10 protein-coding genes and 2 pseudogenes are annotated in these 14,973 nt (G+C 66.7%); 4 read left to right on the plus strand and 8 right to left on the minus strand.

What is annotated here, in order from left to right:
- From ACR2JI_RS15635 to ACR2JI_RS15665, 7 genes and pseudogenes are all read right to left on the minus strand, one after another.
- Positions 1–804: pseudogene (locus ACR2JI_RS15635) on the minus strand (hypothetical protein); the annotation flags it as partial.
- Between the two features lie 354 nt (positions 805–1,158).
- Positions 1,159–2,367, minus strand: coding sequence for a hypothetical protein (locus ACR2JI_RS15640; protein ID WP_526391580.1), 1,209 nt, complete (start codon positions 2,365–2,367; stop codon positions 1,159–1,161).
- Between the two features lie 274 nt (positions 2,368–2,641).
- Positions 2,642–3,808, minus strand: coding sequence for a hypothetical protein (locus tag ACR2JI_RS15645; protein WP_526391582.1), 1,167 nt, complete (start codon positions 3,806–3,808; stop codon positions 2,642–2,644).
- 76 nt (positions 3,809–3,884) lie between these two features.
- Positions 3,885–4,613, minus strand: a complete 729-nt coding sequence (locus ACR2JI_RS15650) for a 3'(2'),5'-bisphosphate nucleotidase CysQ (protein ID WP_526391584.1) — start codon at positions 4,611–4,613, stop codon at positions 3,885–3,887.
- A complete protein-coding gene (cysN, locus tag ACR2JI_RS15655) occupies positions 4,610–6,466 on the minus strand; it encodes a sulfate adenylyltransferase subunit CysN (protein WP_526391586.1) in 1,857 nt (618 codons plus the stop codon). Before cysN ends, ACR2JI_RS15650 begins: the two co-directional genes overlap by 4 nt.
- A pseudogene (cysD, locus tag ACR2JI_RS15660) lies at positions 6,466–7,475 on the minus strand (sulfate adenylyltransferase subunit CysD). The gene cysN and the pseudogene cysD overlap by 1 nt, the downstream one beginning before the upstream one ends.
- A 31-nt stretch (positions 7,476–7,506) precedes the next feature.
- On the minus strand, positions 7,507–7,998 hold the full coding sequence (locus ACR2JI_RS15665; protein ID WP_526391588.1) for a beta-class carbonic anhydrase: 492 nt from the start codon (positions 7,996–7,998) through the stop codon (positions 7,507–7,509).
- Positions 7,999–8,151: 153 nt separating this feature from the next.
- Between ACR2JI_RS15665 and oppB the strand changes: the two genes are divergently transcribed.
- From oppB to oppA, 4 genes are read left to right on the plus strand one after another with little or no spacing between them, the layout of a single operon-like run.
- Positions 8,152–9,129, plus strand: a complete 978-nt coding sequence (gene oppB, locus ACR2JI_RS15670; RefSeq protein WP_526391590.1) for an oligopeptide ABC transporter permease OppB — start codon at positions 8,152–8,154, stop codon at positions 9,127–9,129.
- On the plus strand, positions 9,126–10,019 hold the full coding sequence (gene oppC / locus ACR2JI_RS15675; RefSeq protein ID WP_526391592.1) for an oligopeptide ABC transporter permease OppC: 894 nt from the start codon (positions 9,126–9,128) through the stop codon (positions 10,017–10,019). Before oppB ends, oppC begins: the two co-directional genes overlap by 4 nt.
- Entirely contained in the window at positions 10,016–11,884 is a 1,869-nt protein-coding gene (gene oppD, locus ACR2JI_RS15680) for an oligopeptide ABC transporter ATP-binding protein OppD (RefSeq protein WP_526391593.1), read from the plus strand. Before oppC ends, oppD begins: the two co-directional genes overlap by 4 nt.
- A gap of 41 nt (positions 11,885–11,925) precedes the next feature.
- Positions 11,926–13,563, plus strand: a complete 1,638-nt coding sequence (oppA, locus tag ACR2JI_RS15685; protein WP_526391597.1) for an oligopeptide ABC transporter substrate-binding protein OppA — start codon at positions 11,926–11,928, stop codon at positions 13,561–13,563.
- On the opposite strand, the gene ACR2JI_RS15690 is transcribed toward oppA, so the two are convergent.
- The gene (locus tag ACR2JI_RS15690; protein ID WP_526391595.1) at positions 13,553–14,791 is read right to left on the minus strand and encodes an alpha/beta fold hydrolase; all 1,239 of its coding nucleotides are present in this window, start codon (positions 14,789–14,791) and stop codon (positions 13,553–13,555) included. The genes oppA and ACR2JI_RS15690 overlap by 11 nt on opposite strands.
- Positions 14,792–14,973: the final 182 nt, after the last annotated feature.

A 14,973-nucleotide genomic window follows, 5' to 3' on the forward strand; every position in this document is an offset into this window, starting at 1 on the left:
CCAGATGGTCTCGATGTTGCCGGTGGCCAGCGCCGCAGTGATGGCACCGACGTTGGCAGTCACCGACGCCGTCAGAGCGGTCGCCTGACCCTGGATCACACCGATCAGCTCCGGCAGCGCCGTGCTGAGGTTGTTGACCACTGCCGAGGCCTTTGCGACCACGCTGCCGAGGATGTACTGAGCACCGGCGACCGTGGCCTGGATGGCGTCGGTGACACCGGCGATCCCGGCCTGGATGCCGGTCTGGATGATCGTCGGGATCGCGCCGAAGTTGCCGGAGAGGACAGCCTGAGCGATCGCGACGGTGATGCCGACCGGGGCCCACACCAGGCTGGACAGGTCGCCCAGGACCTGAGCACCGGTGTCGACGATGACGCCGGCGTAACCCAGCCAGTTGTTCACGACAGAGATGCCGATCGGGAACGGCACGGCGAGGAAGTTCGGGACCAGGCCGATTGCCTTGATGCTCGGCAGGTAGCCGAGGGGCTCAAGGTAGGAGTTGTAGATCGTGGCATTGACGATATCGCCGATACCGGAGTTCGTGTTGACGCCCGATCCCCAGTTGGCTGCGCCGCCACCGGCGCCCAGGGTGTAGTTGCTGTTGATCAGGTAGTCGATGGCCAGGCCACCGGTGCTGATCACGGCCGTGATCGGGTTGGAGAGGGCCGACAGCTCGACGGCGGCCTTGGTCGGGGACAGCGCCGGCAGCGAAACGGCCGGAGCGATCGGGGTCATGGCGATGGCGGTAGCGCCAACGAGAGCGGTAGTGCCCGCGATCATGTGCGAGCGAAGTGAGATCTGCATTTCTATAACCTCCAGCGAGAGTCGACACTGACAAGACATGACACTAACCTGAGAAAAACCTGAGCGCAAGCCTTTTGTAACGATTCGGAATTATTTTTCTGGACTCGGCTCGGCCGCACCCCTTCTACCAGCAACATTGCTGATCAGCCGGTATCCGGCCACCGCGCGGCAGACACCACCCGAGTTTGCTGGAGGGGTGAAATCGGTGAAACACCCGCCTCAGCGGTCACAGTTTTCCGCTGTTTCTCTCAGCATCATGTGCCCCACTGGCACCTTCTGCTACACACCAAACAGCCCCCTACGCGATGAAGCGGTGCCCATTACCGGGGCACCGCTTCTGGTTCGGTCGACTGATTACTTGGCGGCAGCAGCCCGGCCGGCAGCCGCGGCGGCTTTGCCCGCCGCAGCCTTGGCACCGGCTGCCTGGCGACCAACGTGCTTGGCCACCGACTTCGGCGCCGGCGCCTCGGCAGACTGGGCCTCGGCGCTCGCCTCAGCGCTCGCCTCCACTGCTGCGACCGCGGACGGTACCGCGACCGTCGCGGCGGCAGCGCGCCTAGCGGGCGCGGCGGCAGGGGCTGTCACCAAGGGCTCGAACGGATCGTTGAGGATGCCACCGTCGCCCAGCGAGCGGTAGTCACCCATCCGTTGGAGGGTGCTGGTGGCCACCGCGCGGAGGCTCGGCACCACGACGGTGGGCAGGACGATGGTTCCGCCTTGGCCGTCGTCATAGGGGAGGTCCTCGAAGATCCCGACACCGGCGGTGAACGACTCGATCTGACCGAGGGTGCCATTGGGGCCGAGGAGTCCGAGGACGGCGTCATTCCAGGCGGCTTCGAACTGGAGGCCGGCGAGATCGGTGACGACCTGGGTGACCGTCGTGACCGCGGACTGAACCATATAGCTGATACTGCCCACGACCGAACTACCCACATTGGCGATCAGTCCGGGGATGGTGATGCCGGCCAGGCTCTGAACATTGCCGATGACGTTGTCGATAATGAAGCCCACGCCAGCAACCGCCTGGGCGATGCCGGCCTGCAGCGGAGCGAGGATCTCGGTCTGGAGCACTGCGAGCGCCGACGCCGTGTCACCTGCTGCCAGGTAGCCGACGGCGGCGACCACGGCGGTCGGGGTGTTCCAGATCGCGCTGCTGACCCCCTCGACCACCGACAAGGTCGACAACCCCGCCTGCGCGTAGCCGGAGAGGTTGCTCACCAGCGCGCTCAGCGTGCCGAAGGAGAACTGGTTGGCCGCATCCGGAATCGCGCCCACATAGGCCGGCGCGTAGACGAACGAGAAGTCAGAGTTGTAGAAACCATCCGGCCAGACCAGCTCGTCGGGACCCAGCCACTGAACAGAACTGAACAGATCGTCGGAGAGGTACGCCCCCACGGAGGCAATTGCGCTGATCGGGTTGACCAGGGCCGAAAGCTCGACGGGGGTGGACACCCGTGCCATCGACGGCGCGAGGGCCGGCGACGAGAGCGGGGCGATAGCGACCGCGGTCACGCCAAGGGCTGCGACACCCGCGATCATCTGCGAGCGAAGTGAGAGTTGCATGAGGGGCTTCTTCCGTGAAAGGCCTGCGGTGACTGTTTCACAGTACCTGAGAAATTACTTAGCGCAAGGAAGCGTCGGCGCGGCCTGACAGCAACCTTCAAAAACCCTGGAACTAGACAGAATGAGCTGATTGGAGGTTTTTCATGCAATTCGTCGACACCATCAGCGAACCACATAGCGAAAGCTGCAACCGGGCATGCGGCGCGAAGCTGAGAAAATAGCACGGTGCCCCCTCCGAGGAGGGGGCACAGTGTCTGTCGTGCGGGTTACGTGCCTACTTGGCAGCAGCGGCCCTGGCGGCCGCGGCATGCCGGCCGACCTTGGCCGTGGCCTTCTTGACCGGTGCCTCGGCGTCGGCGACGTCCGCGGTGCCCTCAGCAGCTGCAGCCGCTGCGGCGACCGGAGCGGCCGTGGCGGTCTTGGCTGCCGCGGAGCGGACCGAAGCCGCCGGAGAGACTGCCGTGCTCGACAGCGCGATGGACAGGCCCTGCCCCAAGGTCTGCACCTCGTTGCGAACGCTGGGCACCACATTGGCGTAGTACGTGGCGGAATCGGTGACCTCGCCCGTTTGGACGCCGGCGCCCAGGGTCAGGTTCACCAGCGAACCCGGGACACCGGTCGGGCTGAGCAGACCGGCCACGGCGGCGTTCCACGCACCCTCGACGTTGCCGGTCGACAGCGCGGTGGTGATGTTGGTGATAGCGGTCTGCCCGACGGCGGCGACGACGCCGAGCTGCAGCGGCAAGTTGGCTAATGCAGCCGGGATGGCCGCGGCCAGAACCTGCACCGCTGCGGTCGCCTTGGCGACGAAGTTCGCCGCGATGACGGTTGCGCCGCCAACGACCGCCTGGACGGCACCCTGGATCTGGGCCACCGCGTAGGCCAAGGTGGCCTGGATCTGTACCGGGATATCAGCGAAATTGCCGCTCACGATGTCCTGAACGACTGCGATTCCCAAGCCCACCGGAGCCCACAGCAGGTTCAGACCGGCGTTGATCACTTGGGCGCCCGCCTGGTAGGCGGTGTTGACGTAACCGATCCAGTTGTTGACGACCTGGGTTCCAACCGGGAACGGCACGGTGATCAGGTTCGGGATGAGGCCGATATTGGTGATGGCCGGCAGGTAGCCCCCGCCGTCATTCCAGTAGGCGTAGGGCAGGACGCTATTGGTGTAGTCGGAGATGCCCGCGGCAGGCCAGTTGGTCGCGCCACCACCGGAGTCGAGGTTGTAATTGCCGTTGATCACGTAGTCGATGCCCAGGTTGACGCTGTTGTACAGCGCGCTGAACGGGTTGGCGTAAGCGGCCAGTGCCACGGCGGCGTTAGAGGTCGACAGGGCGGGGAGCTGGACGGCTGGGGCGATCGGCGTCATGGCGACGGCGGTGGCGCCCACGAGTGCGGTAGCACCCGCAATCAGCTGGGAACGAAGCGAGATCTGCATGGTGTTGCCTCCGGGTCACATTTACCTAACGACCAGAGGCTACCTGAGAAAAACCTTAACGAGCAATGAACAGTCCTCAACGAAGTGCCGCCAGCACGGCCTCTGCGTATTCCGGGCGGCAGACCAGCAGGTCAGGCAGCAGCGGGTCGGGCCGGTTGTACTCCAGCGGTGAGCCGTCGATACGGGAGGTGTGCAGTCCCGCGGCCCTGGCCACGGCCACCGGTGCCGCCGAGTCCCACTCGTACTGGCCGCCGGCGTGCACATAGATCTCGGCGCGACCCTGCACCACCGCGGCGACCTTCGCTCCCGCTGAGCCCATCTCCACCAGGATCGCGTCCAACTTCTCCCGCACCTGCATGGCGGCGGCCGGCGGCCGGGTGCGCGATACCAGGATTCGCGGGGTGCCGGGCGGCGGTGGGGGCGCCGAGACACCGGGGGTGGCCAGGGTGACGCCCTGGGCGGGCAGAGCCACCGCCCCGGCGACCAACTCGCCGTCCTGCCAGAGCGCGACGTGCACGGCCCAGTCGTCGCGGTCGGACTCGGAGAACTCGCGCGTCCCGTCCAGCGGATCGACGATCCAGACCCGGTCGGCACGCAGCCGCACCGGGTCGTCCGCGCCCTCCTCGGACAGCACGGCGTCGGCGGGACGGGCGGCTGCCAACGCCTCCATCAGGTAATCGTGAGATCCCCTGTCCCCCGCGGCTTTCCGTGCCTCGGCCGGTGCATCGGCCAGCTCGGCCCGGATGTCGAGCAGCAGATGCCCGGCGGCGGTCGCCAGTTCTGCGGCCAGTTGATGATCGGTCACGAACGAGTTTCCAACAGCTCGACCACCTGCCGGGCCAGTTCGGCAGGGCTGTGTTCGGGCGTCAGCCGCAGGTCCGGGTTTTTCGGCCGCTGGTACGGGCTGTCGATCCCGGTGAAGTGGGTGATCTCCCCGGCGCGGGCCTTCGCATACAACCCCTTAGGGTCGCGCCGTTCACAGTCGTCCAACGGGGTGTCGACGAACACCTCGAAGAATTCGATGCCGGCATCGGCATGCACTTTGCGAGCCAGCGCGCGGTGCTCGTCCATCGGGCTGATCGCCGGCACCAGCACTGCCAGACCGGCGTCGGCCATCAGCGCGGCGACATAGGCCAGCCGACGCAGATTCTCGGCCCGGTCACCCATGGTGAAGCCGAGGTCGGCGTTGAGCCCGTGCCGAAGGTTGTCCCCGTCGAGGATGTAGGCGGGGATTCCGTGCTCGAGCAGCATCTGCTCGGCCAGCACGGCAACCGTGGACTTACCCGAACCGGACAGGCCGGTGAACCACAGCGTGCGGCCCCTGGTCAGCCGATCCCCTGCGGTCACCAGGGACTGGTGACGCACCGTGTTCGGGGTGGCTGCCCGGGCGACCACCGGCGCGGTGTCGCGGACCATGCCCGCTGCGACGGTGCCGTTGGTCTCGGGGTCGATCAGGATGAACGATCCGGTGGCCGAGTTGCGGTTGTATTCGTCGAGCAGCACCGGCACCTGGGTGCGCAGGCTGATGCGGCCGAGTTCGTTGAGTTTGAGCGCGGTTGCGCTCTTGTCCCGGTGCAGGGTGTTGACGTCGAGCCGGTAATCCATCGCGGTAACCCGGGCGCGGGTGGTCCGGGTGGTCTGCTTGAGAACGTAATCGCGGCCGGGTTCGCACGCTGAACCGTCAGCCATCCAGCACACCATCGCGTCGAATTCGGTGGTGACGGCGGGCTGGTTCTGCGGACGGGCAAGCATGTCACCGCGGGAGATGTCGACATCATCGGCAAGACTGATTGCCACCGCCATCGGCGGAAATGCTTCCGGCACAGGACCGTTGGGTCCGGCGATCTCGGTGATCCGACTCACCTGACCGCTGGGCAGCACCACCACCTCGTCACCCGGGCGCATGATGCCGCTGGAAACGGTGCCGGCATAGCTGCGATGGTCGGCGTGGTCCCGGGTTTGCGGGCGGATGACGTACTGCACCGGGAACCGGACGTCGACCAGGTTGCGGTCGCCGGCGATATAGACGTCCTCGAGGTGCCTCAGCAGTGGCGGTCCGTCGTACCAGGGGGACCTGTCCGACTTGGTGACGACGTTATCGCCGTTGAGCGCCGACATCGGAATGGTGGTGACATCGTGGATGTCCAGCCGGGCGGCGAAGGCGTGGAACTCATCGCGAATCCAGTTGAACCGCTCCTCATCCCAGTCGATGAGGTCCATCTTGTTGACCGCGAGCACGATGTGCTGCACACCGAGCAGGGAAGCCAGGAAGGCGTGGCGGCGCGACTGCTCGAGCAGACCGTGGCGGGCGTCGACGAGAACGATCACCAGTTGCGCGGTCGAGGCGCCGGTGACCATATTCCGGGTGTACTGAATGTGGCCGGGGGTGTCGGCGATGATGAATTTCCGCTTGGCAGTGGCGAAGTAGCGGTAGGCGACGTCGATGGTGATGCCCTGCTCGCGCTCGGAGCGCAGGCCGTCGGTCACCAGGGCAAGGTCGGTGTAGTCGTTACCGCGTTCGCGTGAGGTGCGCTCCACCGCGGCCAGCTGATCCTCCATGACGGCCTTGGAGTCATAGAGCAGCCGGCCGATCAGGGTGGACTTGCCGTCGTCGACGGAGCCGGCGGTGGCCAGGCGCAGCAGGGTTGTCGTGCTCATCAGAAATAGCCCTCCCGCTTGCGGTCTTCCATGCCGGCCTCCGATATCCGATCGTCGGCGCGGGTGGCGCCGCGTTCGGTGAGCCGGGACACCGCGGTCTCGGCGATCACCTCTTCCACGGTGGCCGCGGTGGACTCCACGCAGCCGGTGCAGGTGACGTCGCCGACGGTGCGGAATCGAACCGAGGTCTCGAAAACCTCCTCGCCGCCGTCCGGCTGCATGTACTCGTGGACGGCCAGCAGCATGCCGTCGCGCCGGAACACCGGACGGCGATGCGCGTAGTAGATCGGCGGCAGCGGGATGCCCTCTTCACCGATATAGGCCCAGATGTCGTACTCGGTCCAGTTCGACAGCGGGAAGGCACGGATGTGCTCACCCTTGCGATGCCGGCCGTTGTAGAGGCTCCAGAGTTCGGGGCGCTGCGCCTTGGGGTCCCACTGGCCGAACTCGTCGCGGAAGCTGAACACCCGTTCCTTGGCCCGGGCCTTCTCCTCGTCGCGGCGGGCTCCGCCGAATGCCGCGTCGAACTTGTTCTCCCGCAGTGCGCGCAGCAGGGTGACGGTCTGCAGCGGATTGCGCGACGGTCCGTTGTCGACCACCCGGCCGGCCTCGATGTCCTCCTCCACGCTGGCCACCACCAGGCGAAGCCCGTGCTGCTCGACGAGCTGGTCGCGGGTGGCGATCACCTCGTCGAAGTTGTGGCCGGTGTCTACGTGCATCACCGGGAAGGGAACCCTCGCCGGCGCGAAAGCCTTGATCGCCAGGTACAGCATCACGATCGAGTCCTTGCCGCCGGAGAACAGCAGCACCGGGTGCTCGAACTCGGCCGCCACCTCGCGGATGATGTGGATGGCCTCGGCCTCCAGTGAGCGCAGATGGCTCAGTTCGTACTGCCCCGCCCGGGGGGATTCAACAGTTGGGCTCGCCATAGCTTCCTTGTAAAGTTGGTTGGATTTACCAGGTTTACGCAGTAAGCCCTATTAACCCACCGGGCGGGATCCCCTGTCAACCTGAACCGGGGCTGCGCCGATGCCCTACCGCTAGAGGGTGACCTCACGGAGCTTGCCGGTCGCGACATCGAAGACGAAGCCGCGCAGCGAGGTGTGCTTGGTGACGAACGGACTGTGCTCGATACGTCGCAGCGACTGGCGGACGTCCTCGTCGATGTCGGGGAAGGACTCGGCCGCCCACTCCGGCTTGATCCCGGTCTCGGCCTGCAGGTCGCGCTTGAAGTCGTCGTCGGTGAACGTCAGCATGCCGCAGTCGGTGTGGTGGATCAGGATGATCTCGCGGGTTCCCAGCAGGCGCTGGCTGATGGCCAGCGAGCGGATCTCGTCGTCGGTGATGACACCGCCGGCGTTGCGGATCACGTGCGCCTCGCCCTCGTTCAGGCCGAGCACGCCGTAGACATTGAGCCGGGCGTCCATGCAGGCCACGACGGCGACGTGCTTGCTCGGCGGCAGCGGCAGTGGGCCGGCGAAGGACTTGGCATATTCGGCGTTGTTGGCGAGGTATTCGTCGGTGACGCTCATGGCGGCCTCCCTTGTATGACGTGGCTGAACCCTGGCGATGGTAGCCGCCCGGCCGCAGATTGCCTGCAGAGCGGATCACCGTGACTTGAATGGCCGGCCACGGTGGGCGCGCCGGTGAAGGCCTTGCCGCACCCGGCACCTACCCTGTGCTGCATGACGCGGTTCCTGGCGCGCCGCCTGCTCAACTACATCGTGCTGCTCGCGCTGGCGTCGTTTCTGACGTTCAGCCTGACCTCATTCACCTTCACCCCCCTCAACGGCCTGCTGCAACGCAATCCGCGGCCACCGCAGGCGGTGATCGACGCCAAGGCCGCCGAACTCGATCTCGACAAGCCGATCCCGCTGCGTTACGCCCACTGGGTCTCCGGGGCAGTCCGGGGTGACTTCGGCACCACGGTCAGCGGCCAGCCGGTGTCCGCGGAGTTGTGGCGGCGGATCGGCGCGAGCCTGCGACTGCTCGTTATCGGGTCGGTACTGGGCACCCTGATCGGCGTCGCGGTGGGCGCCTGGGGTGCCATCCGTCAGTACCGGGCATCCGACCGGGTGAACACCGTCCTGTCGCTGCTGATCATCAGCACACCGTCGTTCGTGATCGCCAATCTGTTGATACTTGTTGCCCTGCAGATCAATACGGCGCTGGGTATCCAGTTCTTCGAGTACACCGGCGAGACCTCACCGGATGCGGTGGCCGGCGGATGGGGTCAATTCGTCGACCGGGCGCAGCACCTGGTGCTACCCACGCTGACCCTGACGCTGATCGCCATCGCCGGATACAGCCGCTATCAGCGCAACGCCATGCTCGACGTGCTGGGCCAGGACTTCATCCGCACCGCCCGCGCCAAGGGCCTCACCCGGCGCCAGGCGTTGATCAAGCACGGGCTGCGCACCGCCCTGATTCCAATGGCCACCCTGTTCGCCTACAGCGTCGCCGGTCTGGTCACCGGTGCGGTGTTCGTCGAGAAGATATTCGGCTGGCACGGCATGGGCGAATGGGTGGTGACCGGAATCGCCACCCAGGACACCAACATCGTGGCCGCGATCACGGTGTTCTCCGGGGCGGTGGTGCTGCTGGCCGGACTGCTCTCCGACGTCATCTACGCGATCCTCGATCCGCGGGTGCGGGTCACATGAGCGAGACGGTGACCGAGGAATTCGTCTCCCGCCGCACGCTGGTGGGCCGGCGTTTCCTGCGCAACCGGGCGGCGGTCTGCGCCCTGGTCCTACTGGTGGCGTTGTTCATCGGTTGTTACGCGCTGCCGCCACTGCTGCCCTACTCCCATACCGACCTCGACTTCTCCGCGCTGCAAACCCCGCCGAGCCCGCAGCATTGGTTCGGGACGAACGCGATCGGCCAGGATCTGCTTGCCCAGGTTCTGCGCGGCACGCAGAAGTCGATGCTGATCGGCCTGTGCGTTGCGGTGATCTCGACGACGATCGCGGCCACCGTCGGCGCGGTGGCGGGATATTTCGGGGGCTGGCGAGACCGAGCGCTGATGTGGTTCGTGGACCTGCTACTGGTCGTGCCGAGCTTCATCCTGATCGCGATCGTCAGTCCGAGAACCAAGAACTCGGCGAACGTCACGCTGCTGATCGTGCTGCTGGCCGCGTTCAGTTGGATGATCAGTTCACGCATGGTGCGCGGATTGACCATGAGCCTGCGTGAGCGGGAATACGTTCAGGCCGCCCGCTACATGGGGGTGCCGGACCGGCGGATCATCGCCCGCCACATCCTGCCCAATGTGGCCTCGATCATCATCATCGACACAGCGCTGAACGTCGGAGCGGCGATCCTGGCCGAAACCGGTCTGAGCTTCCTTGGATTCGGCGTACAGCCGCCTGACGTGTCGCTGGGCACCCTGATCGCCGATGGCACGAAATCGGCCACCACGTTCCCATGGATCTTCCTGTTCCCCGCGGGCGTTCTGGTGGCAATCATTCTGTGCGCCAACCTGATCGGCGACGGTCTGCGCGATGCGATGGATCCCGCCAGCACCAGCCTGCGACCGGGACCCAAGAAGTGACCGAGCGACTGCTGGAGGTCTCTGACCTGACGGTCAGCTTTCCCACCGATACCGGCGAACTACATGCCGTACGGGGCCTGAGCTATCGGGTGAACCCGCGCGAGGTGGTGGCGATGGTCGGCGAGTCCGGGTCGGGCAAGTCTGCGGCGGCGATGGCGGTGATCGGCCTACTGCCCGACTACGCCTCGGTATCGGGTTCGGTTCGGCTCGACGGCGAAGAACTGCTCGGCATGGGCGACGCGGAGATGTCACGGATCCGGGGCGCTCGCATCGGGACCGTGTTCCAGGACCCGATGTCGGCGCTGACCCCGGTCTACACCGTCGGCGACCAGATCGCCGAGGCCATCCGGGTGCACCACCGCCGCGACGGCCAGCCCCTCGATAGAGCCGGGGCACGGCGCCGCGCGGTGGAACTGCTGGACCTGGTGGGCATCGCCCAACCGCAGCAGCGGGCCCGGGCCTTCCCGCACGAATTGAGCGGCGGTGAGCGCCAGCGGGTGGTGATCGCCATCGCGATCGCCAATGATCCGGACCTGATCATCTGCGACGAGCCGACGACCGCTCTCGACGTCACCGTGCAGGCCCAGATTCTCGAGGTGCTCAAGACCGCCCGCGATGTGACCGGCGCCGGGGTGCTGATCATCACCCATGATCTCGGCGTGGTGGCAGAGTTCGCCGACCGCGCGCTGGTGATGTACGCCGGCCGCGCCGTGGAGACAGCCGGTGTCACCGAGTTGTACACCGATCGCCGGATGCCCTACACCGCAGGGCTTCTCGGGTCGGTGCCCCGGCTGGACTCGCCGCGCGGAGCGCGGCTGGTGCCGATCCCCGGTGCGCCGCCGTCACTGGTGGCGTTGCCGCCGGGCTGCCCGTTCGCGCCGCGCTGCCCGCTCGCCATCGACACCTGCCGCGCTACCGAACCGGAGCTGGCGGTCGTCGGTCCGGATCACCTTGCGGCGTGCACCCGGACCGACGAGGTCGCCGGGCGCAGCGCGGCACAGATTTATGGTGTGCGCATCGATCCGCATCCGACTGAGGAGACCGAAGACCCGAAGGTCGTGGTGCGGGTGCGCGACCTGATCAAGACCTATCGGCTGACCAAGGGCGTCGTACTCCGCCGCCAGGTCGGCGAGGTCCGCGCCGTCGACCGGGTCAGCTTCGAGTTACATCAGGGCCGCACCCTGGGCATCGTCGGAGAGTCCGGATCGGGCAAGTCCACCACGTTGCACGAGATACTGGAACTGCGCGCACCGCAGTCCGGGTCCATCGAGGTGCTCGGTAGCGATGTCGCCACCCTGACCCGCGAGGGCCGGCGCGCACTGCGCGGCGACGTCCAGGTGGTGTTCCAGGATCCGGTGGCCGCCCTGGACCCGCGGCTTCCGGTATTCGATCTGCTGGCAGAACCTCTGGACGCCAACGGTTTCGACAAGACCGCCACCGACGCGCGGGTGGCCGAACTACTGGAGATCGTCGGGCTGCGCCGCGCCGACGCCAGCCGCTACCCGGGCGAGTTCTCCGGCGGGCAGAAGCAGCGGATCGGTATCGCCCGGGCACTTGCACTGCAGCCCAAGATCCTCGCGCTCGACGAGCCGGTGTCCGCCCTCGACGTCTCCATTCAGGCCGGCATCATCAACCTGCTACTGGACCTGCAACGCGAGTTCGACCTGTCCTACCTGTTCGTGTCCCACGACCTGTCGGTCGTCAAGCACCTGGCCCACACGGTGGCGGTGATGCACCGCGGCGCGATCGTCGAGTACGGCGACAGCGACGAGTTGTTCGCCAACCCGCGCCACGAGTACACCCGCACGCTGCTCGCCGCGATACCCCGGCCGGATCCGGGTCCGCGGCTAGCATCAACGCCGTGACTTCTCTCAAAGGCGGTATCCGCCGGGCGGCGGCCCTGGCGATGGTGGCCGGACTCGTCCTCACCGGCTGCGCGACGACCAAGCAGGGCGCGTCCGGTTCGGGCGGCAACGCCGAACTCGGGGCGGCCGGCGACATCAACCCCCAGGATCCGGCGACCCTGGCCCAGGGCGGCAACCTTCGACTGTCGGTCGGCGCGTTGCCCGCCAACTTCAACACCCTCAATATCGACGGCAACGAAGCCGACACCGCCGGGATGTTGCGCGCCACCATGCCGCGGGCCTTCGTCATCGCCGGCGACGGGACGATGAAGGTCAACACCGACTACTTCACCGACGTCGAGCTCACCCAGACCGATCCGCAGGTGGTCACCTACACGATCAATCCGAAGGCCACCTGGTCGGACGGCGCCCCGATCACCTGGGAGGACATCGCCGCTCAGATCAGCGCCACCAGCGGTAAGGACAAGGCCTTCGCCATCGCCTCCCCCAACGGTTCGGACCGGGTTGCCTCGGTGACCCGCGGAGTCGACGACCGGCAGGCGGTGATGACCTTCGCCCAGCACTACCCGGAGTGGCGCGGCATGTTCGCGGGTAACACCATGCTGCTGCCCAAGTCCATGACGGCTGACGCTGCGGTGTTCAACAAGGGACAGCTCAATGAACCCGGCCCCTCGGCGGGACCATTCATCGTCTCCTCGGTGGATCGCAACGCACAGCGAATCACGTTGAGCCGCAACCCGAAATGGTGGGGCACCCAGCCACTGCTGGACTCGATCACCTACCTGGTACTCGATGACGCCGCACGCATCCCCGCGCTGCAGAACGACACCATCGACGCCACCGGAATCGCCAGCCTCGACGAACTGACCATCGCCGGGCGCACCGAAGGCATCTCGATCCGGCGCGCGCCAGGCCCGAGCTGGTATCACCTGACCTTCAACGGCGCACCCGGGTCGATCCTGTCCGACAAGGCACTGCGGCAGGCCGTCGCCAAAGGTATCGACCGCCAGGCAATCGTCAACGTGAGCCAGCGCGGCCTGGTGGCGAACCCGACCCCACTGGGCAATCACGTCTTCGTCGCCGGCCAGCAGGGCTATCAGGACAACAGCGCCGTGGTGGCCTACGACCCGGAGAAGGCGAAGACCGAACTCGACGCACTGGGCTGGAAGCTCAACGGCCAGTTCCGGGAGAAGAACGGCAAGCAACTGGTGATCCGCGATGTGCTCTACGACTCCCAGAGCGGCCGGCAGGTGGCGCAGGTGGCGCAGAACAGCCTGGCGCAGATCGGGGTGAAACTCGAGTTGGACGTCAAGAGCGCCAACGGCTTCTTTACCAACTACGTCAATGTCGGTGACTTCGACATCACCCAGTTCTCCTGGGTGGGTGACGCTTTCTCGCTGTGCTGCCTCAACCAGATCTTCACCACCGGAGCCGAGAGCAACTTCGGCAAGATCTCCTCCCCGGCGATCGATGCCAAGGTCGAGGAGGTGCTCGACGAACTCGACCCGGCCAAGGCCCGGGCCCTGGCCAACGAGGTGGACGCGATGCTGTGGGACGAGGTGTTCAGCCTGGCGCTGTTCCAGTCCCCGGGCAACGTGGCGGTGCGCAGCAAGCTGGCCAACTTCGGGCCGGCCGGGCTCGGCGACCTGAACTACAGCGCGATCGGGTTCATGAAGTAGCAGTACCGGGCCGACCCGTCCGGGGCAGCGCGGCCGCCAGCCGGGCCGCCCCCGCCAGCGCCGTCCCAGCCATCCGCGCCGAGGTGCCTTCCGGCAGGGATTCGAGCGCGGCCTCCTGCCCGGCCAGCGCCTCCGGCCGTCCTTGCGCGACATCGGCGATGATGCGTAGCGCCACGTTCTGCCGACTGTCCAGAATGCTGTGGCCGGCGGTCGGCAACTGGATCCGGATGGGGGTGGGAACCAGTCCGGCGATCCGGTCGGCCACCGCCGCCGGAGTGATGAGATCGCGGCCTCCGGACACCACCACGGTGGGCCAGCGGAATCCGGGCATCTCGGCGACGAGGTCGAACGGTTCGCCCTCGAATGGGGTCTGGGACGCGGGTACCCCCCGCCAGGTGAGAGTTGTGTCAAGCGGCTGGCCGTCCGGGGTGCCGGCAAAGTTCAACTCGCGGAAGCCCATCGCACCGATGAGGTCGAATTCGTTGCGGTACGGCACTTTCCGACGCGCGGCACCAACAACGGCCCAGCGCATTCCCGTCCACAGCGCCCGCCTGCCGTCAAGCAGCAGATCGAGGTGGCGCTCCAGCAGATCCGGGCCACCGACGCCGTAGACCACGGCCGCGACGGTGAGATCCTCGGGAACCAAAACCCCGGCCTCGGTGAGCGCACGGATCTTGGCCGCGAGGTCGGTGTCGGCGTGCCAGAGCAGAGCGCGCGCCTCGCTGCGCACCACCTCGAAGTCATCACGGCTCAGCAATGGTGAGTCGAGCACCATGGCGCGTACCCGGTTCGGGTGGCGCACACCGAACCCGGCGGCCAGGTACGTGCCATAGGACGCCCCGTACACGGCTGCGAAGTCGACACCGGCGTCGTCGAGAACCGCGGCGACGTCGTCGACGACCTGAGCGATGGTCAGCGCCTCCGGCGGCAGATCGGCGCCGGAGTCGTCGCGCCGGGACATCCCCACCCCGCGATGCTCGACCATGATGACCGCGTGACCGCCCGCCGCCGCCCGCTTACGGATGCCCTGATACGCCGCGATGGACGCCATGCCCGGGCCGCCGGGGATGATCACCAGTGGCGTACCACCGGCCGGGCCGGTGCGCACGTAGTGCAGGTCGAAGCGGTCCTCGGCGTCGGGAGTCACCGGCCGTCGGATGGCGCGCACGCCCGGTAGGGCGGCAAGCTGCCGGTGGCGGCGCTTCGCGAGGAAGCCGGACGGGTTCATGGTCGGAGATTCTGCCAATCCGGCGAGGGAAGAAAGTCCCGAGTTGGTTCGAACGGTTCCAGACCACCTCACCACAGTCGTAGGTTTGGTGCGATGAGCGAGTTCATGAGCCAGACCGACGCCTTCACCTGGGCGATGGAATCCGACCCACGGCTGCGATCCACCGTCGTGACCGTGATCCT

This window comes from Mycobacterium sp. (assembly GCF_051006775.1).
In the GTDB taxonomy this organism is placed as follows: domain Bacteria; phylum Actinomycetota; class Actinomycetes; order Mycobacteriales; family Mycobacteriaceae; genus Mycobacterium.

What these genes read in the sequence shown, in the direction of transcription:
- oppA (WP_526391597.1), top strand. Translation starts at nt 11,926, where the DNA reads ATGGTGGCCGGACTCGTCCTCACCGGCTGCGCGACGACCAAGCAGGGC.
- ACR2JI_RS15640 (WP_526391580.1), bottom strand. Translation starts at nt 2,367, where the DNA reads ATGCAACTCTCACTTCGCTCGCAGATGATCGCGGGTGTCGCAGCCCTT.
- ACR2JI_RS15645 (WP_526391582.1), bottom strand. Translation starts at nt 3,808, where the DNA reads ATGCAGATCTCGCTTCGTTCCCAGCTGATTGCGGGTGCTACCGCACTC.
- ACR2JI_RS15690 (WP_526391595.1), bottom strand. Translation starts at nt 14,791, where the DNA reads ATGAACCCGTCCGGCTTCCTCGCGAAGCGCCGCCACCGGCAGCTTGCC.
- cysN (WP_526391586.1), bottom strand. Translation starts at nt 6,466, where the DNA reads ATGAGCACGACAACCCTGCTGCGCCTGGCCACCGCCGGCTCCGTCGAC.
- oppB (WP_526391590.1), top strand. Translation starts at nt 8,152, where the DNA reads ATGACGCGGTTCCTGGCGCGCCGCCTGCTCAACTACATCGTGCTGCTC.
- oppC (WP_526391592.1), top strand. Translation starts at nt 9,126, where the DNA reads ATGAGCGAGACGGTGACCGAGGAATTCGTCTCCCGCCGCACGCTGGTG.
- ACR2JI_RS15665 (WP_526391588.1), bottom strand. Translation starts at nt 7,998, where the DNA reads ATGAGCGTCACCGACGAATACCTCGCCAACAACGCCGAATATGCCAAG.